We start from the raw sequence: 20,345 nt of genomic DNA on the forward strand, positions 1-20,345 counted from the left end.
AACGCATGGACAGGCCCAAAGTTCCGCGGAACCATCCGGGCGGAAAACGGGTTGTCACTGCAGTTACAGACAAAATTGAAAGGACTTTCCAATGCTTTACTGGGCAGCAATATTCTTGATCATCGCACTGATCGCCGCGTTGTTCGGCTTTGGTGGCATCGCGTCGGCATCGGCGGGTATCGCACAAATCCTGTTCGTGGTGTTCCTTGTGCTGTTCGTGGCAACGCTGATCATGCGTGCCGTGCGATCATAACAAAAAACCGGAGCAACGATGCTCCGGTTTTTCGGTTTCTGAGGGAGGCCTTGAGATCGGTCAGGCCTTGAGCGTCTCGGTGGACGAAAAGAACATCGCCTGGCTCACAGCAGAACGGACCTGCTCTTCGGTGTAGGGCTTCGAGATCAGGAATGCCGGTTCCGGACCTTCGCCCGTCAGCAGCCGCTCGGGGAACGCCGTGATGAAGATGACAGGCATGTCAGGCGCATCTTCGACAATCTTGTTTACAGCGTCGATGCCGCTCGATCCGTCGGCGAGCTGGATATCCGACATGATCAGATGCGGGCGCTCTGTGTTGTAGAGCTTGACCGCTGCATCGGCGGTACGGGCGATCCCGGTCACCGCATGGCCCATATCCGCCACGATTGCTTCAAGGTCCATCGCGATGATTGCCTCGTCTTCGATGATCATGACGCGCCCGGCCAAGGATTTCGCCATTTCGGAATAGGCGATGTCGACAAGGTTTTCAGCTTCCTCTGCCGAGATGTCGAGAACGCTGGCGACATCCGAAAAAGACATCTCTTCGATCGTGTGCAGCAAAAGCGCCTCGCGCGTGCCGGATGTCAGGCGGGCCAGATGTTTCTGGGCCTTGGCGGCAGCGCCGGTTTCAGAGTCACTGAGGGTCGCGCCAGATGTAGACCAGATCGAATGGAACACTTTGAACAGGGCAACCTTGTTGGATGCCTCGTGGTCGAAGATCGATGTGTCGCTCAGGATCGCTTCCAAAGCGGCCACGGCATATTTATCGCCTTCGACCTGCGAACCAGTGAGAGCCCTTGCATATCGACGGAGGAAAGGAAGATTGGCGCCGATCTTCGAGGTGAGGTCCTGAGGTTGTTCGGTCGACATAGATAAAAGCTCCCACTTTTTTTAGATGTTACGGGAACCAAACGCTCTACATGGCGTTAGGTTCCAGCAAACGCGCGGCTTAATGCAAAAAAAATCTGAAGGGCTACATGAAACAGGATCGCAAAATATCAAGCCTTGAGCAAGAAATCGAAGCCAACCTCAAGCGGGTCTATGACGACGTCGCGAAACAAGAGGTTCCGGATCGGTTTACGCAGCTGCTTGAACAACTTCGCAAGGCGGATAAGTCCTCATCGGAGACGTCAAATGACTGATCCCAGAGAGGAAATTGTCAATCATCTGAGCGCGATGCGTGCGTTCGCCATGAGTTTAACGCGCAACTCTGCGCTGGCGGACGACATGGTACAGGATGCGTTGGTCAAAGCGTGGACCAAGATCGACTCGTACAAGCCCGGTACGAACATGCGGGCGTGGTTGTTCACCATCCTGCGCAACACCTACTATTCGCACCACCGCAAGGCGCGACGCGAGGTTGCGGATGTTGATGGGGAAATGGCAGCGTCGCTGGCACAGAAGCCCGATCACGATGGGCGTCTTCAGATGCGTGATTTCAACCGTGCCTTTGATCAACTCAACGACGAACAGCGCGAAGCGCTGGTTCTGGTGGGGGCTGGCGGCTTTTCTTACGAGGAAGCGGCCGAAACCTGTGGCGTTGCTGTCGGTACGATCAAAAGTCGCGTGAACCGCGCGCGCAAGCAACTGGTCGAAATCCTCAAGATGAGCGATGACGAGGTCATGGAAGCGACCGATATCGTCACCACCAGCATCGTGACCAATCAGCGCAACGTCGCCTGATTTCAACCCCGATCCTGCAGGCGAAGAGAGGAACATCGTGTTCGAGTCCGCCCCCTCGTCGCCGATCGAGCACCTCGCTGACTTCGACGTTCTCATCACCGCTGATGAGGCTTGGCCCGCTTTCGAGCGGGCCGTTCTGGGTGCGCGGTCAAAGGTCCACGGGTCGTTCCGCATTTTCGACCTGCGGACCAAACTGCGCAGCGCTGAAGCACAGGCCATAGGCAAAGATTGGTTCGATCTTCTTTCTCACGTAATCCGTCGCGGTGTGACAGTCACATTGATCGTCAGTGACTTCGATCCGGTCATGGGAACGCCGTTGCATGAACTGACCTGGCAGACTGTCCGTCAGGGCGCGGCGCTGGCCGAAATCGCAGATGCCGCGCCCGGGCAGCTCACGATCACAGCGGCATTGCACCCGGCACGAGCCGGGATGTTGCCGTGGGGTATGTTGCTGCCTGCGGTAATCAAGCGCAAATGGGAACAGGTTGCGGGTCTGTCAAAGGATCGCCTGACCCGTCAGGCGGTTCTGCTTGGTCGCAATGCCCTGCCGGTATTGCGCACCGTCACGCACCATCAGAAAATGGCGGTAATTGACGATGACACGCTGTTCATTGGGGGACTCGACCTGAACGAAAGGCGGTTTGATACGCCGGATCATGACCGACCTGCGCATGAAACGTGGTCGGATGTGCAGATGATCCTGCGGGGTGGGCCGGAAGTGGCCGAAGCGCAGAAGCATCTCGACACGTTTCTGGACGTGACGGCCGGGAAACGAGATGCGCCGGATCTGAAGTGGATCAAGCGCACCCTGTCCGCGCCACGCCGGGTTCAATTTCCATATCTGTCGCCGCGCACCGTGGTGAACGAAATCGAAGAGGCGCATCTTCAAAGCTTTCGCGCGGCCGAGCACCTGATCTACATCGAAACCCAATTTCTCCGGTCCAGCGTTGTCTCGCAGGCCCTTGCAGATGCTGCTGTGCGGAACCCGGAATTGCGGTTGCTTGCCATCCTGCCCGCCTTGCCTGACAGTCTTGCCTTCGACGAAGAGGAAGGTCTCGACACGCGGTTCGGCATAAGCCTGCAACGCGAAGCTGTGGCGGTCGTGCAAGATGCTTTTGGAGATCGTGCGTTGCTGGCCTCTCCCGTACGCCCCGTCATGTCGTCGCGCGATGGTTTGGCCGTGCTGGCAGGCTCTCCCATAATCTACGTTCACAACAAGGTTCTGGTTCAGGACGACCGGTTCGCGCTGATCGGATCAGGCAACCTGAACGGGCGGTCGATGAACTGGGACACCGAAGCGGGTGTTGCCATAACAGATCCGGCGCGGCTTCGGCGGCTTCGGTCCAAGCTGATGCAGCATTGGTGGTTTGACGATCTGCCGCCCGAGGCGATGGACCCTTCCACGCTCTACCATTGGTGGGCCACGGCCATTGCTGCGAACGGCGTGTGTCTGCCGGAAAACCGGACCGGATTCCTGGTGCCATACGACCCCGAGAACCAGGCGCATCTCGCGCAGGCGCTGCCGGGTGTCACCGAAAACATCGTTTGACGGAACTTGACACGTCGATCAACGGTTCGTCTTCTGACAGACAAGGAGTGAGGTTCATGAGCCGTGGTCGTTTGGCCCACCGCCCGACACGTATCCCGGCAAAAGGGATTTTGGATGTGCTGGTGCGCATGTGGCACAAACAGGCGCATCTCAATCTTGGGCTGATTGCGGCGGGCATCGCGTTCTACGGTTTGCTGTCCCTCTTTCCGGGCATCACCGCCGCCGTGGCCTTTGCCGGCACGTTCCTAAGTCCGGAAATGCTGATCGAGAACAGCGAAGACATTGCGGCAATGCTGCCCGAGGCGGCAAAGACCATCGTCTTGGGGCAGCTTCGCGATGTCGCCAATGCCGACAGTTCGACGCTCAGCTTTGCGGCATTGTTCAGCCTCGCCATCGCGCTCTACTCCGCCTCCAAGGCGGTTGCGAATTTCATTGCAGGGCTGAATGTCATTTACGAGGAAAAAGAGACCCGGAATTTCTTTGTCGTCAAAGCGTTGACGATTGTACTGACGGCCATTCTGATTGTGGGCCTTCTGATCGCGATCATCGTTGTGGCCGCGATTCCTGTCATTGCGGCGATTTTTGGCGACTACGGCATCATCGACGATCTGGTGATGTTCCTGCGCTGGCCGTTCCTCTTCCTGATGGGCGCTTTGGGGATCGCCATTCTCTATCGCCTTGGGCCAAACCGACGTTCAGCCAAATGGCGCTGGCTTACGCCGGGCGCTTTTGTGGCCTGCGCCCTTTGGGTGGCAGGCAGCTATGGGTTCAGCCTGTATGTGCAGTCCTTCGGCTCTTACAACGAGACCTTCGGCGCGCTGGGTGGGGTCATCATCCTGCTCACATGGCTGTGGTTGTCGGCCTTCATCGTTCTGCTGGGCGCGTTGCTGGATGCAGAGCTTGAGGCGCAGACGAAGCGCGACAGCACGGTCGGCGATGACCGACCGATGGGAGAGCGCGGCGCGGTCAAGGCGGACACACTGGGCGCATCGATCGGTGAGGAAATAACGGAACCCTCAAGCTGATCATACGTTGACCCTCCAGGTAATCAAGGAGGGGTCAATGGACCTGTTACGCATCATCGCAGCCGTCATTCTACCGCCGCTGGGGACATTCCTCGAAGTCGCAAATTGTGTGCGTTTGGATGTGGCGAAGGTTCTTACCAATCACCCTATCGACGAGATTGAAACGCTGATCAGCCGGGAAATGGAAAACGCCTGAAAAAAGTTGGGAACCTTTCTGGAGTTCAGTTGTTAACTATTTGATAGAAGGAGATATTATCATGAAAATCGGAGCTATTCTTGCCAGCGTTGCCCTTGTCGCAGCTGTGGCATTCGGCGTGTACATGGTGGACATCGACCAGACCGAGGAGGGCGCGTTGCCGACCGTCTCGATAGAGGGGGGCAACCTGCCCGAGTATGAGGCTGAGGTCGGCGATATCGAAGTCGGCGAGCGCGACATCACGGTGACTGTCCCAACAGTCGACATTGAATCGCCGGAAGAAGACGCTGTTGCGTCGAACTGAATTAACGAAAGGAGTGTCCCATGGACCGCGATGTGATTGAAGGCAAATGGACCGAAATCAAAGGCCAACTGCGCGAAGCTTATGGCGATTTGACAGATGACGACGTCGAAGAAGCCAAAGGTAATCGCGAGCAGATGGAAGGCGTGCTCCAGCAGAAGCTGGGCAAGTCGAAAGACGAAGTGCGCCAGACCGTCGACCGGATTCTGAACAACATCTGACGGTGTTCGATAATTGAAAAAAGCGCGGCTGTTCGTTCAGCCGCGCTTTTTTGTGCCTGCCTCTCAAGCGTTCATGTGTCGCGACGCCCCACCAAACGGAACGTGCGCGGCGTTCGGAATTGCGGCGAACCGAAGGGGGGCGTACTCTGGAGGCGATTTGCACCGGAGCCTTCATGTCCACCGAAGTTCGCACCCCGATCACCCAAGCCATGCAGGAAGGTGCGTTGACGCGCCAGGAACTCAAGGCTTTGATGGCCCGCTCTGACGGTCCGGCCTTGGTGCGGGTCTTCGGTTTTGCGCTGCTTCTCGCTGCGACGACCGGGCTGGTCTACCTTGCCTATGACAGTTGGCTGATCTGGCCTGCGATGTTCGTGCACGGGGTGGTGATCGTGCATCTTTTCTCGCTTCAGCATGAATGTGTGCATTACACCGTGTTCAAGACTCGGAAACTCAACGACATTTTCGGCAATATCTGCGGATATGCGATCATCCTGCCGTTTCAGCAGTTCCGCTATGAGCATTGCAATCACCACACCTACACCCAACTCAAGGGGCAGGATCCCGAATTGATCGAGCTGCCGATCTCGGTCTGGAAATACCTGTGGTACATCTCCTCGGTGCCCTATTGGCGCAATAAGTTCAGCCAGATCCTGCGAAACGGAGCGGGGCGGTTGAACGACGAGGACCGCACGTTCCTCACCAAATACGAAGCGCCGATCATCATCCGCGAAGCCCGTTTGATGCTGGCGTTCTACGCACTGATCGCCGTCGTGTCGGTCGCGACGGGCTGGACCGCGCTGCTGTGGTACTGGCTCATCCCGCTGTTTCTGGGCGAACCGGTGATGCGGGCGATCCGTCTGACCGAACATGTGGGGCGGCCCAATGTAGACGACATGAAGGAAAACACCCGCACATCGCTGGTGTCTGGGCCAATGCGGTTTCTATGCTGGAACATGAATTACCACGCCGAACATCATTACGCGGCATCAGTGCCGTTTCATGCGCTGCCCAAGCTGCATGAAAAGCTGCGCGGCTATGTCTATGTCGAAGAACGCGGGTATCTTGGCGCACATGTGGACATCATCAGCCAGTTGATCGGCCGCAAACCCCGCAGCGATGGTGGGGCCAAGAAGGCGTGACGTCGCGTGAGAAGACCTGGACGGATGTCATTGCGGTCAGCGCATTGGAACCCGGGGATGCGACGCCTGTGATCTTGGGTGCTCGCGAACTGGCGGTATTCGATGCAGCGGACGGCATCTTTGTCAGCCTCGCCCGCTGCACGCACGGCGCGGCCAACCTCTGCGATGGGCATTTCGACGGCACCCATATCGAATGCCCGCTCCATCAGGGCCTGTTTGACGTGCGCACCGGCGCGCCCAAGGCTGCTCCGGCGCGGATTCCGCTGCGGATGTTCGAGTCGCGTGTGATGAACGGGATCGTGCAAATCCTGATCTGAGGTCAGTGGTGCTGTTCGGCGTCGATGGTGCGGGCGACCATCTGGCGGAACAGCTTGGCCCCCGCATCCAATCCGAGGTCGATATAGGGTGTGGCGGGGTTCTTCATGCCTTCATGCACCTTTTCCAGAACAACGCGGTCTTCTTCAAAGGCCATGCGCGCGCCTGCGTTCATCCGCTCGGACACCTCTTTGTCATGCGGATCCGTGTTGCGGTGCTGGAACCAGAAATAGCGGGTCTTGTCTTCGGTGATTGGGGTCATGAAATTGTATGAGATATTGATCAGCGTGTTCTCAACCGGGGTGCTGTCCGGCCCGCCGGTGCCCGGAGGGGTGTAGATCGACTTGTTCAGGGCAATCCCCGGCAAACACATTTCGTAATGCTGGAGCCGGTCGCAGACGCCTTCGAATTTGACCAGCTTGGAGTAGTAGGGCGAAGGCGGCTGGCCGTAGATCCAGCGCGCAACGATCACGCCTTGGTCTGTCTTGCTGACATCAAGCGCCCCGTCATCGGTTCCCGCCCCCGCGAAAGAGGTCACATGCACCCAGGCGACATGGCTAGGATCCAGCAGGTTGTCGCAGACCCACAGGTAATGGCAGTCGATATCCAGAACGCCGCCATCCGTGTAGCCCCAGTCGGGGCTGTCGTAATTCTCGATCGGGAAGATCAGGTCGGGATCGGCTTTTGCCGGGTCTCCCATCCAGATCCAGAGCAGGCGATAGCGGTCGACCACGGGATAAGATTTCACAACGGCGCGGCGCGGGATCTGGCCGCGCTGGGTCGGGGCATCGACACATGTGCCGGAACAGTCGAAGGTCAGACCATGATAGCCGCATTCGACGGTGTCACCTTTCAGATTGCCTTGTGACAGCGGCAGTTTTCGGTGCGGGCACGCGTCTTCGAGCGCCACCGGGTCGCCGGCCTCGGTTCGGTAGATGACGATGTTTTCGCCCAGATAGGTTTCCGGCTTGAGAGACCGGCCATAGTCCTTGGACCACCCTGCGACGTACCATGCATTTCTGATGAACATGAGCTGCCCTTCCTGCGTCGGCCTGTATTTCACCAGACTGCCCCGGATCGAATTTTTGCACCAGTGCGCACAAATGATTAACTGGATTAATCTGGCTAATCCCGATTGCGGCCCGAGTGCAGGCGTGAATGTTGACGCGACTGGTTCCGTGCCTCGGTGATGATCCAGTCCAGAAACAGCATGATCTTGCGCGCCCGGCGTTGGTCGTCGGGATACACCAACCAGTAATTCAACGGGGATTGTGCCGTTTGCGAAAAGGGCTGTACCAAACGCCCGTCCCGCAGCGCGTCCATCACCAAGGGGCTTCGGCCCATCGCGATGCCATCGCCTTGAATGGCGGATTGCACCACCATGTTCGACTGCGCGAAACTGCGGATCCGCGCCGGCGTTGGCAGGCTTTGCCCCGTTTCGCGGGCCCAGTATTCCCATGTGGGCAGGTCGGTTGTGGTGGGCGCAAATTCGTCGCGGATCTGGGTATGAAATGCCAGATCTGCAATTCGGCGCAAGGGTTTCGAGCCGTTCAAAAGGCTTGGCGCACAGACCGGTGACAACGTTTCGGGCATCAGCTGGATGGCGGTGTAGCCGGGAAAATCGCCGGTGCCGTAGCGGATTGCAATGTCCGCCTCGGCCCGCGCCACTCCTCGCAATCCGGTGTCGGTGGTGATCGAGATGGCAAATTCCGGGTGCGCCCGATCAAAGCTCATCAGGCGCGGGAACAACCAGATAAAGGCAAAGCCGGGATGGCAGCTGATAACGATGGTGTGGTCGTCGCGCCGCTTGTCGCGGATGTCTTCGCAGACCTCCGAAATGTGGCCCAATCCTTCGGCGATGCTCAGCGCTAGTCGCGCGCCATCTCGGGTGGGCAGGGACCGTTTCGGGCCGCGGGTGATCAGATCGTGCCCCAACCATTCTTCGAGCGCTTTGACATGCTGACTGACAGCGCTCTGGCCGACGCCCAATTCCTCCGCCGCTTCGGAAAAACTGCCGTGGCGGGCAACGGCTTCGAAGGCTCTTAGTGCGGCAAAGGGAAGGTTCAAGATCATATTAGCCAGACTAATGACATTCATGCGAGCTTTCAATTGGTGACCTGCACGCGCTGATTTTAACGTTTTTGTGACAGGAGGCGCAGTCATGACGGCGATGGCAGGGGCATGGAACATGTTGGCGAACTGCGCGGGTGCGCGGCGCGGGGACCGTGTTCTACTGGCCTATGAACCTGCCGAATACGGCTATTTCGACGCGTCCGTTCTCAATACCGTGGGGCGCATGGCTCGCGAGATGGGATTGATCGTCAAGACGGTCAATGCGGGGTTCGATCCGCATGTGACCCGTCTTTCTGACGCGCTGCGGGCGCAGATGGACAAGGTCGATATAGTTGTCTTTCTCGCGCGTCTCGGCGACCAACTGCGGTTCTGCGACATGCCCAAAGAAAAGCGGATTGTGGTCTGCTTTGCGCTGGATGACAATTTGCTTGGCTCGGGGTTCGGTACAACTTCGTATGGTGCCTTTGTCGCGCTGAAAGACTGTGTGACTGACGCGCTCTCGAGCGCTGCAACCGTACGGGTGACATGCCCGAACGGTACGGATGTTGTCGGCTCGCCAGAGATGCCGCACGCCGATGCAGGGGACACCACGGTGTCACGATTTCCGATGTCGGTGTTCAAGCCTGTCCCGGCGCAAAGCTTTTCGGGACGCGTCGCCCTTTGCGGGTTCCTCACCGGCACCGGGTCGCAATACTACGACGATTACACCCTCGAATTTGATGGTCCGGTGATGGCCTATCTGGAGCAGGGCCGATTGGTCGGTTTTGACGGATGTCCGCGCGACGTGGTTGCGGCCAATGCGCATTACGACCGGATTTCAGGTATCTTGGGCATCGACCGCAACTTCGTCCATTCGTGGCATGCGGGCATTCATCCGGGCTGCGGATATCTGCAAGAGGCCCGGGCGAATTACGAACGGTGGGGCGGTGCCGCATTTGGCAATCCCCGCATCCTGCATTTCCACACCTGCGGTGCCTATGCGCCGGGAGAGATTTCGTGGAACGTGTTGGATCCCACCATCTGGATGGACGGTGTTCCTGTGTGGGAAAACGGCGTGTTCCATCCCTCGCGTCTTGCGGGCGGGCAAGCCATTCTGGACCGCTATCCTGATGCGGCGGCCGTGTTCGCGCATCCGGACGCTCATGTTGGATTGGCGGCGTGGCGCGCGATGTCCGAAGGCCCGGCGCTTCTAGAGGTTGCGTCCTAGGTTTTTCGGTTTTCCAGCCTGCGGAACAGCATCGACAAGCCGAAACAGATCACGAAGTAGAACGCTGCGGTGGTGATCCACGCCTCGAAGATCAGGCGCGTTGAAGCCACCAGTTCAACTGTCTTGAACGTGAGTTCCTGTACCGAGATCAACGAGATGATCGCGCTGTCCTTGATCAGGGTGATGAACTGGTTGGCCATGGGCGGCACAACCTTGTTCATCGCCTGGGGAAGCACGACGTAGCGCATTTCCTGATACCGGCTCATGCCGATCGACTGCGCCGCCTCGCGCTGGCCTTTGGGGATCGACTGTATGCCCGCGCGGACGATTTCGCCGACAAAGGCGCTTTCGAACAGCGCAAGTACGATCACACCCGAGATGAGCGAAGGAAAGCGACGCATTTCGCCAAAGAAAAATTCCCACACCGCGCGGTTCTCTGACCGGGCAATGTCGCGCGCCCAGCTTTCGATATTCAGCGCCGTGATGAGTTGCTGCGACAGGAAGAAAAAGAAGATGAAGATCACCACCACGGGTGGGATGTTGCGCAGAAATTCCAGGTAAGTGCGCGCGAGCATGCGGATGGTGAGGTTCTTGGCGCAGCGCGCGATGCCAAGGATTGTGCCCAGAATGACCGCAAGGATACTGGCGTAGATCGAGATCCGGATGGTGGCGATCAGCCCTTGCAGCAGGACGTTGGCGAACCATTCCTCGCGTTCGGTGTGGAAGCGCAGGATGTAGTTGGGGATCAGGTGCCAGCGCCAGTTGTAATTGAGCGTGCCTTCGATCTTCCACCAGATGTAGCCGAAGAACGACAGCACGACGGCCAAGACAAGCCAGTCGAGCCAGTGCAGTTTCTTCAGTCGGTTCAGCACAATACGGGCCTTTGCAATGGTGCCCCCCAGCGCAGGGCCGGGGGGCGAAAGGTGGATTATTCCGGAACCTGATCGGCCCAGTCATTGCCACGGAACCAGTAATCATGGCGTGCTTTCAACCAGCCGGTGTTGGTCTTGGCGGTGATCCAGCTGTTGAAATAGGCCAGCGCGTCGGGGTCGCCTTTGCGGACTGCAAAGCCTTCTCCACCAGCCTGAAACGCCTGATTGAACGGCACGCTCAGCACGTCGGGATAGCGGCGCGCTTCGCTTGACGGGGTGGGCTCGGACGCCATGGTCGCGTGCGCGTTTCCGTTCAGCACTTCCTGTGTTGCAGCGCCGTCCTCATCGAACAGCAGCAATTGCGCTTCTGGGAACATATCCGCAATCACGGTCGCCGGTGTTGCCCCGCGACGAGCCGCGAAGGTGACATCAGGGCTGTTGTAATCCTCTAGCGTGAAGCCTTCGGTCATCGCTGTGTTGGCAAGGATCGTCATGCCGGAATAGGCGTAGGGGATCGTGAAGTTGACCGTCAGGTTGCGCTGCGGGGTGACAGTCATGCCGCTGATGATGGTGTCGAAATTGCCAGACACGAGCGCAGGGATGATCCCGTCCCACGAGGTCGGGACGAATTCCACCTCGACACCCATGTCTTCGGCCAGTTGACGGCCCACATCCAGCTCGAACCCGATCAGTTCGCCATTTAGGTCACGCATCGACCACGGCTTGAACAGCGACAGGCCGATCTTGATGACACCGCGTTCCTTGATCGCTTCGATCACGCTTGCACTGGCGATGTCCTGCGCCGTGCTTTGCGCAAAGGCTGGCAGCGCTGCTGTTGCCGCCAGCGTGGCACCAAGGGCGGCGCCTAGAAATCTTCTGGTGATATTCATGGATGAACTCCCTGTTCAGAATGTGCGCCTTGAGAGCGCGGGTTATGTATCAACGGCGTAGCGTTTTTCGACAAACGATACGCCAACGGACAGGATCAACGTCACCACCATGTAGACAGCGGCAATGGTGAACCAGACTTCAAAACTCATGTAGGTTTCCGAGATGATGTTCCGCCCGATGGTGGTCAGTTCGGCCACGGCAATCACGCTGACGATGGCCGAGGATTTGACCATGTGAACGACCTCGCCGGTCATCGGCGGCAGCATGAAGCGGATGGATTGGGGCAGGATGATGTAGCGATAGGCTTGCCCCTTTGACATCCCGATGGAGGTTGCGGCTTCCCACTGGCCTTTGGCCACCGCGTTGATCCCGGCACGGAAAATCTCGGAGATCAGGACCGAATGGAACACGGACAGGCAAAGGATACTGGCCCAGTAACGGTCAAAGCCGAAGATCGGGCCAAGCACGTAGTAAAAGAGGTAGAGCAGGACGAGCAGCGGGATGTTGCGGATCAATTCGAGGAAGGCGACAGAGACCGCCGTGCAGACCACCAACCCAGACAGGCGCAGCAGCGCCACGATCAGGCCCATCACGACCGCCAAGGCGAAGGCGATGCTGGACAGGGTCAGCGTTTTGACCAGTCCGACACTGATCTCGCCCCATTGGAAGCCATCATCGGTGAACGTGTAGAAATATTGCGGAATGCGATACCACTGCCAGTTATATCCCATCGCCTGCGCGCCGCTATAGGCCAGCCAGACGATGCCGCCGATGATGGCCGTATAGGCGATGATCGCAAACGTGATCGAGTCTATGGCTTTGGCGATCGGCTGTCGCTGTGGAAGTGCCCGGCCCTTTGGGGTGTATGATGGCTCGGCGATGCTCATCTAGTGGTCCAGGATTTGGTCAAGGAACGCGCGACACCGGGCGCTGGCCGGGTTGGTGAAGAACACGTCGGGCGGGGCGGTCTCGACAATCTCGCCCGCGTCCATGAACACCATCGTGTCCGCGACCTTGCGAGCAAACCCCATCTCGTGGGTGACAACGACCATCGTCATGCCTGTGTCGGCCAGTTCGACCATCACATCCAGCACTTCGTTGATCATTTCGGGATCAAGCGCCGAGGTGGGTTCATCGAACAGCATGATCCGGCTTTCCATGCAAAGCGACCGGGCAATCGCCACGCGCTGCTGCTGCCCGCCGGACAGGGCGGACGGGTATTTGTCGGCCTGTTCGGGAATCCGGACCCGTTCCAGGTATTTGCGCGCTGTGCGTTCTGCCTCGGAGGGGGAGACCTTGCGAACCTTAATCGGACCGATGGTGAGGTTTTCCAGAACGGTCAGGTGCGGAAAGAGGTTGAACTGCTGGAACACCATCCCGACCTCTTGCCGCAGCCGGTAGATATGTTTTGAGTCCTCGTAGACCTCGATCCCGTCGACGGTCAGAACCCCGGAATTGTGAAACTCAAGCCCGTTGATGCAGCGAATGAGCGTGGATTTGCCCGACCCGGACGGGCCACACACCACCATACGCTCGCCTTCGCGGACGCTGATCGAGATGTCCTTGAGGGCGTGGAAGTCGCCATAGAACTTGTCGACATGGTCAAAGGTGATGATCGGCGCGCTATCCGACATGCAAAGCAGACATCTAAAATTCCCCAGTGGCTGTGACCATCAAACCAAGGAAGTCCTTGCAGGTGCAAGACAAAGTTTTGGATCATCGTTTCGCGGGCGGCTTTGACAAAGCGAATGCTGCAATTCTGATCGGTCGTTTCAGCCAGCTATGGTTGATGTTTATCCCGTTTCGACGTCTTCTGGCGGCCTGATCCAGAAAGGCGTGGTTTTGCGATGAGTCCCAAGAGCCGGATTTCACTGACATTTGATGTGTCGGCCCCTGGTCGACAGGTCGGGGATGCGATGCTGCGCTGGTCTGACAACAGCAATCCGCTGGGTTATCACCCGATCCCGGTTGTGTCGGTCAAGGGCACGGACGGGCCTGTGCTGCTGTTGGTCGGGGGCACGCATGGCGACGAATACGAAGGTCCTGCAGCGATCATGCGGGTGATTCACGCGCTTGATCCGTCCGATCTGCGCGGTCAGATCATTGCCTTTCCCGCGTTGAACATGCCCGCTGTTTCCGCGTCATCGCGGGTGTCGCCGCTGGACGGTGCGAACTTGAACCGTGCGTTTCCGGGTGACCGCGACGGCGGGCCGACCGCAATGATCGCGCAGTTTCTTGAGACTGAGATCCTGCCGCTTTGCGATGCGGCGATTGATCTGCATTCCGGCGGAAAAGCGTCGTTCTTCCAGCCCTGCGCCTTGCCGACTTTGACCGAAGACCCTGTTCTGGCGGCGAAAAATATGGAGCTTGCCCACCTGTTCGGTTTGCCGCTTGTCTGGCGCCTGGGCGCGCATAACGACAATCGGTCGGTGAACGCCGCTGCAGACCGAGCCGGTGTTCCCATGATCGCCACGGAACTTGGCGGCGGCGGTGGTGTCGATCCGGGTATCACCGATCAGGCAGAGGCGGGGGTCTGGAACATCCTGCGCCATCTGGGGATGGTCGATGGCGCTGTGCATCACCCACCCAAACCCCGAATTGTCGAAATCCGTGACCCCCACGCGTCGCTTTACGCCACGTCCGAGGGCCTGTTCGATCGCGCATTAAGCGCGGGGCAGGACGTGACGGCAGGCGATTTTGCCGGGTGGTTCCATTTTGTAACGGAACCCGAGCGCCCCTCGGTGCGCCTCACTGTGCCGCAGGACGGGATGATATTGGCTCACACCAATCGCGGGATGGTTCGACGCGGCGAGATGCTGCTTCTGGTCGTGCAGGACGTGGATCAGGCTTTGTAATAGCCCACGATATCGCCGTCTGTCGTCGCGCCAAGGCCGTTCAGCAAGCGGTTGGAATAATTGAAGTAAGCGCAGACCTGATTGACTTCTAGGATCTCTCCGTCATCGCAACCCGCGATCTTGAGCGCCTCGAAATCCGACTTGACCATCTTGCCAACCGACACCGTCAGTTTCGCCGCGTAGCGCAGCAGGGCCAGTTCTTTGCCGTCGAATTCATCTTCGGGCCGGTGCGCCTTGAGCGCCGTAAAGATGCGGTCGGACCGGGGCTGGTCCTTGATCAGGTTGCGCACGTTCATGAAGTGATGCGTGAGCGAATAGGTGCAATCGTTCAGGATCGACGTGTAGCTGGCCACCACTTCCAGAAACCAGAACGGCAGTTTGTTGTCGTCGGAATGCAGCACCGACCGATAGAGCGCCACATGCCCGTGCATGGTTTCAGGACGCAGCGAATGCACACGCATCACGGTGTCGACGGTCCCGTGCGGGGTGCGCGCCTGATCCAGAAGCTCTTTCAGACGGGGTGAGGCGTCTTCGTCCGAGATCATTTCGATCCATGCTGTCATCGCAGGCTCCTTTGTTCAGTGCAGGCTTTGCGAACTATAGTCTGCTCGGCACAGTTTCGGCGAGACCCTTTGGTCAGGTCCGTATTCACCCGCGCGCATCTTCGAGGATCAGGTCCGAAGCCTTTTCGCCAACCATGATCGCGGGCGCATTGGTGTTCCCGGTGGGAATGGACGGAAAAATCGACGCGTCGGCCACCCGCAATCCGTCGATGCCGCGCACCCTTAGGCGTGGGTCCACAACAGAAGTCGCGGGATCGGTGCCCATCCGGCAGGTGGAGCATTGGTGGAACACGGTCCAGGCTGTCTTGCGGATGTAAGCCTCGATGGCGGCGTCATCATCGACCTGGGCACCCGGCAACAATTCGCTGTCGACCACAGCGCTCATTGCCTGCGTGCCCGCAATCTTGCGCATCAGTTTGGTGCCAGCCAGCATCAGCGTGCGGTCATATTCGGTCGAGAGGTAATTCGGGTGCATTTCCGGGGCCACAAACGGGTCGGGCGACCGGATTTGCAGATGCCCGACACTGGTCGGCTTGCAGGGGTTGAAGCCAATCAGCAGACCGGGGAAGGGGTCAGGGCTCATCAAGGGCCGCACGCCGACGGGCGCACGGGTGTAGCTGACCGGCGAAAAGTAGAGTTGCAGGTCGGGGCCGGGGGAGTCTTCCCGCACGCGGATGAACCCGCCGCCCTGATTGAGGCTCAGCGACAGGGGCCCTTTGCGTTTCAGCGCATAGTGCAGCGCGACTTTCATCTTGCCCAGCAGCGGCCCCAGCTCCTGATTGAGGCTCGCGACCTTGGAGACATAGAGGTTGTCGCTGCCGAGATGGTCCTGAAGGTTCCGACCCACCTGCGGTGCCTCAAGCAGCACGTCGATGCCGTGGTTCTGCAACACCTGTCCCGGCCCGATGCCCGACAGTTGCAACAATTGCGGTGAATTGATCGCACCGCCAGAAAGGATCACCTCGGCCCGGGCGCGGGCGGTCTTGGTCTGGCCCTTGTGGCGGTATTCGACACCGATGGCGCGGGTGCCGTCGAACAGAACGCGGGTCACATGTGCGCGCGTGCGGATCTCAAGGTTAGGACGCTTGCGTGCGGGATCGAGGTAACAGCGCGCGGAAGAGGCGCGGAAGCCGTCCTTCGTGGTGATCTGGTAGGTTGTGGCGCCTTCCATGTCAGGACCGTTGTAGTCCGGGTTCGTCGGAAACCCAGCCTGTGCAGCAGCTTCAAGATAGACACGGGTGAGCGGGTGCACTTCGGGCAGCACGTCATGCACTGCCAGAGGGCCATCTGTCCCACGCACCGGGCTTGGCGCACCGTCCCAGTTCTCCATGCGGCGAAACAGCGGCTCCACATCAGGCCAGCCCCAACCGGGGGCGACCGCGTTCCATTCGGCGTAATCATTCTGGTGCCCGCGCACATAGACCATCGCGTTGATCGAGCTTGATCCGCCCAGCACCTTGCCGCGCGGCCAATAGATCGGGCGATTGTCCAGATTGGGATCGGGTTCCGTGACGTATTTCCAATTGACCTTGGCGTCGTAGAAGATCTTGCCGTAACCGATGGGAATTTGAACCAACGGGGTCTTGTCGGATCCACCGGCTTCGAGAAGAAGCACGGTGTATTTGCCGGAAGCCGTCAGGCGGTTGGCGAGCACCGATCCGGCGGACCCCGCACCGACGATCACGAAATCAAATGCGTCCAAGCCAATCCTCCGTTGGTCGCGTGCCGAGATCCTGCAACGATCTCGGATGATGCGGGATCGTCAGTGGCACAGCGTTAGATGGATCATTCCGGTCGCGCAAGCCATCGAAAGTGAGGCCTTTGTCATTTTGGCAACTGCTCCATCAGCCAGGACCGGAACTGTGTGGCTGCGAGGCTGGGTTCGGCAATCGACAGGAAATAGCCTTCCTGGCTTGGGATCGACGCGGGATGCGCGCGTTCGACCATTCCTGACGCAAGCGCATGTCCGGCCAGCACCGCGCTGACAAGAGCAACACCGTTGCCATGTGCCGCCAGTTGCAGCGCCATGCCATAGGTGTCGGCAAACAGCGACGGCTGGCGATGCCCGCCGAGTTTGTCTGACCACGCGCGCCAGCCGCTCGAGGTGCCAACGGCTTCGATCAGAGGCAGCGTGTCAAGAGTGCCGTTGAGGGCAGGGGATTTCAGCGCGATCAGGTTGTTGGGGTGCAGCGGCTCTGCGTGTCGCCCGGCTTGTTTCGACGATCCGAACCGGATTTCGACATCGGCACGGGCTGAGTGGAAATCATCAGGCCAGATCGCGCTGAGAAAGCGCAGGCGGATGTTCGGATGACGTGCGGTGAAATCGGGAAGGCGCGGGGCGATCACCCATTGCGCGACACTGACCGAGGTGGCGACGGTCAGCAGGTTTTCCACTGGTCCGGCCTCGAACCGGCTTGCCGCACCCGCCAGCGCATCAAGCGCTGCGCTGATTTCCGGTAAAAGCCGCCGCCCGTCATCGGTGAGCATCAGCCCCCGCGCCTGCCGGACGAAAAGCGGCACGCGCAGGCGCAGTTCCAGCGATTTCACTTGCTGGCTGACGGCGGATTGGGTGAGGCCGATTTCTTCCGCTGCGGCGGTGAAGCTCAGGTGCCGGGCTGCCGCTTCGAATGAGCGGAACCATGTCAGGGGTGGGAGCGATTTTGCCATGGGTCAAATCAGCCATTACTCTTTTTAATACCTAGCCCTCCAATTCATTCGTTTGTCAAAGAATTTGCCGGTTTCTACTGTCGCCGACAGCGAACAGGAGACCGACATGACACCAGAAATCCGCAAGATCGTGACCTATGATGAAGAGGTGCTGATCGAAGGGTTCAAAGCCGCCGAAACGCCGTGGCGCATGTTTGCCGTGGCCGCAGTTGTACGGAACCCGTGGGCGGGGCGGTTTGTCGACGATCTGACCCCGGAAATTCGCGCTTACGGTCCTGTTCTGGGCGAGATGCTGACCGAGCGGATGTTGCGGCTGGCCGGGGGTGGCGACGCAATCGAGGCCTATGGCAAGGCTGCGGTGGTGGGTCTTGATGGCGAGGTTGAACACGCCTCGGGCCTGATCCACACGCTGCGCTTCGGCAACCACTACCGGCAGGCGGTCGAGGCCAAGTCCTACCTCGCTTTCACCAATACGCGCGGCCCGGCGAATGCGCCGATCATGGTGCCCCTGATGGACAAGAACGATGCGGGTCGCCGGTCGCATTACCTGACCATCCATTTCGCCATTCCCGACTCGCCGCGCGCGGATGAGATTGTCGTCGTGCTGGGCGGGGCCACGTCTGGGCGTCCGCATCACCGAATTGGCGACCGCTATCAGGACCTCAAGGATTTGGGCCATGATCTGGACAACCCGGCCGCGGTCTGAGCGGGCTGGCTTGGCCGCGATCGAGGCAGGCGAGGGCGCGCAGATCGTGCTGTTGCACGGCGTGGGCCTTCGGTCGGAGGCGTGGAACCGGCAAATCGACGCTTTGGCTGAAGCGTATCAAGTCACCGCGTTCGACATGCCGGGGCATGGGGAAAGCGCGGTGCGATCGGAGATGAACCGTGTGTCGGACTATTCCGACGCCGTGCTGGCCGCCATCGACGGCCCTTCGATGGTTGTGGGCCATTCGATGGGGGCGATGATCGCGCTGGATCTGGCGGTGCGGGCACCGGATCGGGTGAGGGGCGTTGTTGCGCTGAATGCGGTTTTCGAGCGCAGTCCCGAAGCAGCGCGCGCGGTGCAAGCGCGTGCGGCGGAGTTGGACGGGGTATCTGTGGCCGACCCGACAGGAGCGTTGGATCGCTGGTTCAGCGACGCGGCCTCTGACGAGCGTGCGGCTTGCCAAGACTGGCTCTGCTCCGTGTCGCCCGCGGGCTACAAAGCCGCCTATACCGCCTTTGCCCACAATCCCGGCCCGCGCCGCGCGGATTTGGCGCGTCTGTCCTGCCCCGCGCTCTTCATGACCGGCGGGTTGGAGCCGAATTCGACCCCCGCGATGTCCGAGGCGATGGCGGCACTGGCCCCCAACGGCCGCGCGATCATCGTACCAGACGCGGCGCATATGATGCCCATGACCCATCCCGAGGTGGTCAACGCGGCACTGTTGGATTTTGCGGCCGAGGTGCTGTCGTGACCCTGGCTGAAATCGATCTCTTCTTTGAAAGGACCTGAGACATGGAGTTCTCGCTTTTCGTGCACATGGAACGTCTGACGCCGGACCAACCGCATGACCAGTTGAACGAAGAGTTCATCGCGCTGTGCAAAATGGCGGATGAAGCCGGGATGCGGGCTGTCTGGACAGGTGAGCATCACGGGATGGAGTTCACCATTGCGCCGAACCCCCTGATGTCCTTGGTGAATATCGCGCACCATACAAAGAACGTGCGGCTGGGAACAGGCACGGTGATTGCGCCCTTCTGGCATCCGATCAAGCTGGCGGGAGAGGCCGCCTCGGCGGACCTGCTGACCGGCGGACGGATCGAGTTGGGCATCGCGAGGGGGGCCTATTCCTATGAATACGAACGCCTGCTGCCCGGCATGGATGCTTGGGAAGCCGGGCAGCGCATGCGGGAAATCACGCCTTTGCTGCGCAAGCTGTGGGCGGGGGATTGTGCCCATGAAGGCGAGTTCTTCCAGTTCCCGGCGACCACATCAGCCCCGAAACCTGTTCAGCCCGATGGCCCGCCCATTTGGATCGCCGCGCGCGATCCGAACAGCCATGAGTTTGGCGTGCATAACGGGTTCAACATTCAGGTCACGCCGCTGTGGATGGGGATGGAGGAGATCGAAACCCTGATGGGCCGTTTCAACGATGCCTGTGCGAGTTATGACGGGCCGCGCCCGAAAATCATGCTCTTGCACCATACTTATGTGGGGTCCGATGAGGCAGATGTGGCGGTTGCGGCCAAGGAATTGTCGCGCTTTTATTGCTACTTCGGGGCATGGTTCCAGAACAAGCGCCCGGTCAGCCAGGGCTTGATCGCACCCCTCACCGAGGATGAGATGGCGGCAAACGCATTGATGGCGCCCGAGAATATGGCGCGCGACCTGACCATAGGGACGGCGGATCAGGTTGTGGATCGGATCAAGACATACGAGGATTTGGGGTATGACGAATATTCGTTCTGGATCGACAGCGGCATGAGTTTCGAGCGCAAACGCGCGTCCCTGGCGCGGTTCATCGACGACGTGATGCCGGCCTTTCAGTGAGA

At 59.3% G+C, this 20,345-nt stretch carries 26 protein-coding genes; 16 read left to right on the forward strand and 10 right to left on the reverse strand.

Going from position 1 to position 20,345, the window contains the following annotated elements; translation table 11 throughout:
- Nucleotides 1–91: 91 nt before the first annotated feature.
- Entirely contained in the window at nucleotides 92–253 is a 162-nt protein-coding gene (locus tag ACMVPR_RS00915; protein WP_292269416.1) for a DUF1328 domain-containing protein, read from the forward strand.
- A gap of 60 nt (nucleotides 254–313) precedes the next feature.
- Here ACMVPR_RS00915 and ACMVPR_RS00920 read toward each other — a convergent pair whose 3' ends face one another.
- A complete protein-coding gene (locus tag ACMVPR_RS00920) occupies nucleotides 314–1,123 on the reverse strand; it encodes a response regulator (protein ID WP_300582938.1) in 810 nt (269 codons plus the stop codon).
- 107 nt (nucleotides 1,124–1,230) lie between these two features.
- Between ACMVPR_RS00920 and ACMVPR_RS00925 the strand changes: the two genes are divergently transcribed.
- From ACMVPR_RS00925 to ACMVPR_RS00965, 9 genes are all read left to right on the forward strand, one after another.
- A complete protein-coding gene (locus ACMVPR_RS00925; protein WP_300582936.1) occupies nucleotides 1,231–1,395 on the forward strand; it encodes a NepR family anti-sigma factor in 165 nt (54 codons plus the stop codon).
- Nucleotides 1,388–1,936: an RNA polymerase sigma factor gene (locus ACMVPR_RS00930; protein WP_292269412.1), complete on the forward strand. Its 549-nt coding sequence runs from the start codon at nucleotides 1,388–1,390 to the stop codon at nucleotides 1,934–1,936. The genes ACMVPR_RS00925 and ACMVPR_RS00930 overlap by 8 nt, the downstream gene beginning before the upstream one ends.
- A gap of 37 nt (nucleotides 1,937–1,973) precedes the next feature.
- The gene (locus tag ACMVPR_RS00935; RefSeq protein ID WP_416881316.1) at nucleotides 1,974–3,485 is read left to right on the forward strand and encodes a phospholipase D family protein; all 1,512 of its coding nucleotides are present in this window, start codon (nucleotides 1,974–1,976) and stop codon (nucleotides 3,483–3,485) included.
- Nucleotides 3,486–3,541: 56 nt separating this feature from the next.
- Nucleotides 3,542–4,510, forward strand: a complete 969-nt coding sequence (locus ACMVPR_RS00940; RefSeq protein WP_416881317.1) for a YihY/virulence factor BrkB family protein — start codon at nucleotides 3,542–3,544, stop codon at nucleotides 4,508–4,510.
- Between the two features lie 37 nt (nucleotides 4,511–4,547).
- Nucleotides 4,548–4,706 (forward strand): hypothetical protein, encoded by a 159-nt coding sequence (locus tag ACMVPR_RS00945; RefSeq protein WP_416881318.1) that lies wholly within the window; start codon nucleotides 4,548–4,550, stop codon nucleotides 4,704–4,706.
- A 61-nt stretch (nucleotides 4,707–4,767) separates the two neighbouring features.
- Nucleotides 4,768–5,010 carry a hypothetical protein gene (locus ACMVPR_RS00950; RefSeq protein ID WP_416881319.1) on the forward strand — a complete coding sequence of 81 codons (243 nt, stop codon included), beginning with the start codon at nucleotides 4,768–4,770 and terminating at the stop codon, nucleotides 5,008–5,010.
- Between the two features lie 20 nt (nucleotides 5,011–5,030).
- Nucleotides 5,031–5,228: a CsbD family protein gene (locus ACMVPR_RS00955; RefSeq protein ID WP_300582922.1), complete on the forward strand. Its 198-nt coding sequence runs from the start codon at nucleotides 5,031–5,033 to the stop codon at nucleotides 5,226–5,228.
- A 173-nt stretch (nucleotides 5,229–5,401) separates the two neighbouring features.
- On the forward strand, nucleotides 5,402–6,367 hold the full coding sequence (locus tag ACMVPR_RS00960) for a fatty acid desaturase family protein (protein WP_416881320.1): 966 nt from the start codon (nucleotides 5,402–5,404) through the stop codon (nucleotides 6,365–6,367).
- Nucleotides 6,364–6,684 (forward strand): non-heme iron oxygenase ferredoxin subunit, encoded by a 321-nt coding sequence (locus ACMVPR_RS00965; RefSeq protein ID WP_416881321.1) that lies wholly within the window; start codon nucleotides 6,364–6,366, stop codon nucleotides 6,682–6,684. Before ACMVPR_RS00960 ends, ACMVPR_RS00965 begins: the two co-directional genes overlap by 4 nt.
- A 2-nt stretch (nucleotides 6,685–6,686) precedes the next feature.
- On the opposite strand, the gene ACMVPR_RS00970 is transcribed toward ACMVPR_RS00965, so the two are convergent.
- Nucleotides 6,687–7,712 carry a Rieske 2Fe-2S domain-containing protein gene (locus ACMVPR_RS00970; protein ID WP_416881322.1) on the reverse strand — a complete coding sequence of 342 codons (1,026 nt, stop codon included), beginning with the start codon at nucleotides 7,710–7,712 and terminating at the stop codon, nucleotides 6,687–6,689.
- Between the two features lie 95 nt (nucleotides 7,713–7,807).
- Entirely contained in the window at nucleotides 7,808–8,755 is a 948-nt protein-coding gene (locus tag ACMVPR_RS00975) for a LysR substrate-binding domain-containing protein (RefSeq protein WP_416881323.1), read from the reverse strand.
- Between the two features lie 88 nt (nucleotides 8,756–8,843).
- Between ACMVPR_RS00975 and ACMVPR_RS00980 the strand changes: the two genes are divergently transcribed.
- Nucleotides 8,844–9,962 (forward strand): hypothetical protein, encoded by a 1,119-nt coding sequence (locus ACMVPR_RS00980; RefSeq protein ID WP_416881324.1) that lies wholly within the window; start codon nucleotides 8,844–8,846, stop codon nucleotides 9,960–9,962.
- Here the strand turns inward: ACMVPR_RS00980 and ACMVPR_RS00985 are convergent.
- Genes ACMVPR_RS00985 through ACMVPR_RS01000 form a run of 4 tightly spaced genes read right to left on the reverse strand, consistent with a single transcriptional unit; the run spans nucleotide 9,959 to nucleotide 13,359 of the window.
- Nucleotides 9,959–10,834 (reverse strand): amino acid ABC transporter permease, encoded by an 876-nt coding sequence (locus ACMVPR_RS00985; RefSeq protein WP_416881325.1) that lies wholly within the window; start codon nucleotides 10,832–10,834, stop codon nucleotides 9,959–9,961. The two genes, ACMVPR_RS00980 and ACMVPR_RS00985, sit on opposite strands and share 4 nt — an antisense overlap.
- 56 nt (nucleotides 10,835–10,890) lie before the next feature.
- On the reverse strand, nucleotides 10,891–11,724 hold the full coding sequence (locus tag ACMVPR_RS00990; RefSeq protein ID WP_416881326.1) for a transporter substrate-binding domain-containing protein: 834 nt from the start codon (nucleotides 11,722–11,724) through the stop codon (nucleotides 10,891–10,893).
- Between the two features lie 42 nt (nucleotides 11,725–11,766).
- Nucleotides 11,767–12,612 carry an amino acid ABC transporter permease gene (locus ACMVPR_RS00995; protein WP_416881327.1) on the reverse strand — a complete coding sequence of 282 codons (846 nt, stop codon included), beginning with the start codon at nucleotides 12,610–12,612 and terminating at the stop codon, nucleotides 11,767–11,769.
- On the reverse strand, nucleotides 12,613–13,359 hold the full coding sequence (locus tag ACMVPR_RS01000) for an amino acid ABC transporter ATP-binding protein (protein WP_416881328.1): 747 nt from the start codon (nucleotides 13,357–13,359) through the stop codon (nucleotides 12,613–12,615).
- A 26-nt stretch (nucleotides 13,360–13,385) separates the two neighbouring features.
- On the opposite strand from ACMVPR_RS01000, the gene ACMVPR_RS01005 reads away from it, so the two are divergent.
- Together ACMVPR_RS01005 and ACMVPR_RS01010 are read left to right on the forward strand one after the other, a co-directional pair.
- Nucleotides 13,386–13,550: a hypothetical protein gene (locus ACMVPR_RS01005; RefSeq protein ID WP_416881329.1), complete on the forward strand. Its 165-nt coding sequence runs from the start codon at nucleotides 13,386–13,388 to the stop codon at nucleotides 13,548–13,550.
- Between the two features lie 22 nt (nucleotides 13,551–13,572).
- Entirely contained in the window at nucleotides 13,573–14,580 is a 1,008-nt protein-coding gene (locus ACMVPR_RS01010) for a succinylglutamate desuccinylase/aspartoacylase family protein (protein WP_416881330.1), read from the forward strand.
- Here the strand turns inward: ACMVPR_RS01010 and ACMVPR_RS01015 are convergent.
- The 3 genes from ACMVPR_RS01015 to ACMVPR_RS01025 all read right to left on the reverse strand — a co-directional run bounded on the left by ACMVPR_RS01015 (nucleotide 14,568) and on the right by ACMVPR_RS01025 (nucleotide 17,810).
- Entirely contained in the window at nucleotides 14,568–15,143 is a 576-nt protein-coding gene (locus ACMVPR_RS01015; RefSeq protein ID WP_292268490.1) for a carboxymuconolactone decarboxylase family protein, read from the reverse strand. The genes ACMVPR_RS01010 and ACMVPR_RS01015 overlap by 13 nt on opposite strands.
- Nucleotides 15,144–15,228: 85 nt before the next feature.
- A complete protein-coding gene (locus ACMVPR_RS01020) occupies nucleotides 15,229–16,845 on the reverse strand; it encodes a GMC family oxidoreductase (RefSeq protein ID WP_416881331.1) in 1,617 nt (538 codons plus the stop codon).
- Between the two features lie 122 nt (nucleotides 16,846–16,967).
- Nucleotides 16,968–17,810 carry a LysR family transcriptional regulator gene (locus ACMVPR_RS01025; RefSeq protein WP_416881332.1) on the reverse strand — a complete coding sequence of 281 codons (843 nt, stop codon included), beginning with the start codon at nucleotides 17,808–17,810 and terminating at the stop codon, nucleotides 16,968–16,970.
- A 106-nt stretch (nucleotides 17,811–17,916) separates the two neighbouring features.
- Here ACMVPR_RS01025 and ACMVPR_RS01030 point away from each other — a divergent pair, with 106 nt between their 5' ends.
- The 3 genes from ACMVPR_RS01030 to ACMVPR_RS01040 are packed head-to-tail and all read left to right on the forward strand — an operon-like array spanning nucleotide 17,917 to nucleotide 20,343.
- Nucleotides 17,917–18,516, forward strand: a complete 600-nt coding sequence (locus tag ACMVPR_RS01030) for an amino acid synthesis family protein (protein WP_416881333.1) — start codon at nucleotides 17,917–17,919, stop codon at nucleotides 18,514–18,516.
- Nucleotides 18,488–19,267 carry an alpha/beta fold hydrolase gene (locus ACMVPR_RS01035; RefSeq protein WP_416881334.1) on the forward strand — a complete coding sequence of 260 codons (780 nt, stop codon included), beginning with the start codon at nucleotides 18,488–18,490 and terminating at the stop codon, nucleotides 19,265–19,267. The genes ACMVPR_RS01030 and ACMVPR_RS01035 overlap by 29 nt, the downstream gene beginning before the upstream one ends.
- A gap of 41 nt (nucleotides 19,268–19,308) precedes the next feature.
- Entirely contained in the window at nucleotides 19,309–20,343 is a 1,035-nt protein-coding gene (locus tag ACMVPR_RS01040; RefSeq protein WP_416881335.1) for an LLM class flavin-dependent oxidoreductase, read from the forward strand.
- Nucleotides 20,344–20,345 lie beyond the last annotated feature (2 nt).

This window comes from Marivita sp., from assembly GCF_048006345.1.
Classification (GTDB): Bacteria; Pseudomonadota; Alphaproteobacteria; order Rhodobacterales; family Rhodobacteraceae; genus Marivita.

Bases quoted from the DNA above. Each gene is read 5' to 3' on its own strand.
- ACMVPR_RS00915 (WP_292269416.1), top strand. From the start codon at position 92: ATGCTTTACTGGGCAGCAATATTCTTGATCATCGCACTGATCGCCGCG.
- ACMVPR_RS00920 (WP_300582938.1), bottom strand. From the start codon at position 1,123: ATGTCGACCGAACAACCTCAGGACCTCACCTCGAAGATCGGCGCCAAT.
- ACMVPR_RS00925 (WP_300582936.1), top strand. From the start codon at position 1,231: ATGAAACAGGATCGCAAAATATCAAGCCTTGAGCAAGAAATCGAAGCC.
- ACMVPR_RS00930 (WP_292269412.1), top strand. From the start codon at position 1,388: ATGACTGATCCCAGAGAGGAAATTGTCAATCATCTGAGCGCGATGCGT.
- ACMVPR_RS00940 (WP_416881317.1), top strand. From the start codon at position 3,542: ATGAGCCGTGGTCGTTTGGCCCACCGCCCGACACGTATCCCGGCAAAA.
- ACMVPR_RS00945 (WP_416881318.1), top strand. From the start codon at position 4,548: ATGGACCTGTTACGCATCATCGCAGCCGTCATTCTACCGCCGCTGGGG.
- ACMVPR_RS00950 (WP_416881319.1), top strand. From the start codon at position 4,768: ATGAAAATCGGAGCTATTCTTGCCAGCGTTGCCCTTGTCGCAGCTGTG.
- ACMVPR_RS00955 (WP_300582922.1), top strand. From the start codon at position 5,031: ATGGACCGCGATGTGATTGAAGGCAAATGGACCGAAATCAAAGGCCAA.
- ACMVPR_RS00960 (WP_416881320.1), top strand. From the start codon at position 5,402: ATGTCCACCGAAGTTCGCACCCCGATCACCCAAGCCATGCAGGAAGGT.
- ACMVPR_RS00970 (WP_416881322.1), bottom strand. From the start codon at position 7,712: ATGTTCATCAGAAATGCATGGTACGTCGCAGGGTGGTCCAAGGACTAT.
- ACMVPR_RS00975 (WP_416881323.1), bottom strand. From the start codon at position 8,755: ATGATCTTGAACCTTCCCTTTGCCGCACTAAGAGCCTTCGAAGCCGTT.
- ACMVPR_RS00980 (WP_416881324.1), top strand. From the start codon at position 8,844: ATGACGGCGATGGCAGGGGCATGGAACATGTTGGCGAACTGCGCGGGT.
- ACMVPR_RS00990 (WP_416881326.1), bottom strand. From the start codon at position 11,724: ATGAATATCACCAGAAGATTTCTAGGCGCCGCCCTTGGTGCCACGCTG.
- ACMVPR_RS00995 (WP_416881327.1), bottom strand. From the start codon at position 12,612: ATGAGCATCGCCGAGCCATCATACACCCCAAAGGGCCGGGCACTTCCA.
- ACMVPR_RS01000 (WP_416881328.1), bottom strand. From the start codon at position 13,359: ATGTCGGATAGCGCGCCGATCATCACCTTTGACCATGTCGACAAGTTC.
- ACMVPR_RS01010 (WP_416881330.1), top strand. From the start codon at position 13,573: ATGAGTCCCAAGAGCCGGATTTCACTGACATTTGATGTGTCGGCCCCT.
- ACMVPR_RS01015 (WP_292268490.1), bottom strand. From the start codon at position 15,143: ATGACAGCATGGATCGAAATGATCTCGGACGAAGACGCCTCACCCCGT.
- ACMVPR_RS01025 (WP_416881332.1), bottom strand. From the start codon at position 17,810: ATGGCAAAATCGCTCCCACCCCTGACATGGTTCCGCTCATTCGAAGCG.
- ACMVPR_RS01030 (WP_416881333.1), top strand. From the start codon at position 17,917: ATGACACCAGAAATCCGCAAGATCGTGACCTATGATGAAGAGGTGCTG.
- ACMVPR_RS01035 (WP_416881334.1), top strand. From the start codon at position 18,488: ATGATCTGGACAACCCGGCCGCGGTCTGAGCGGGCTGGCTTGGCCGCG.
- ACMVPR_RS01040 (WP_416881335.1), top strand. From the start codon at position 19,309: ATGGAGTTCTCGCTTTTCGTGCACATGGAACGTCTGACGCCGGACCAA.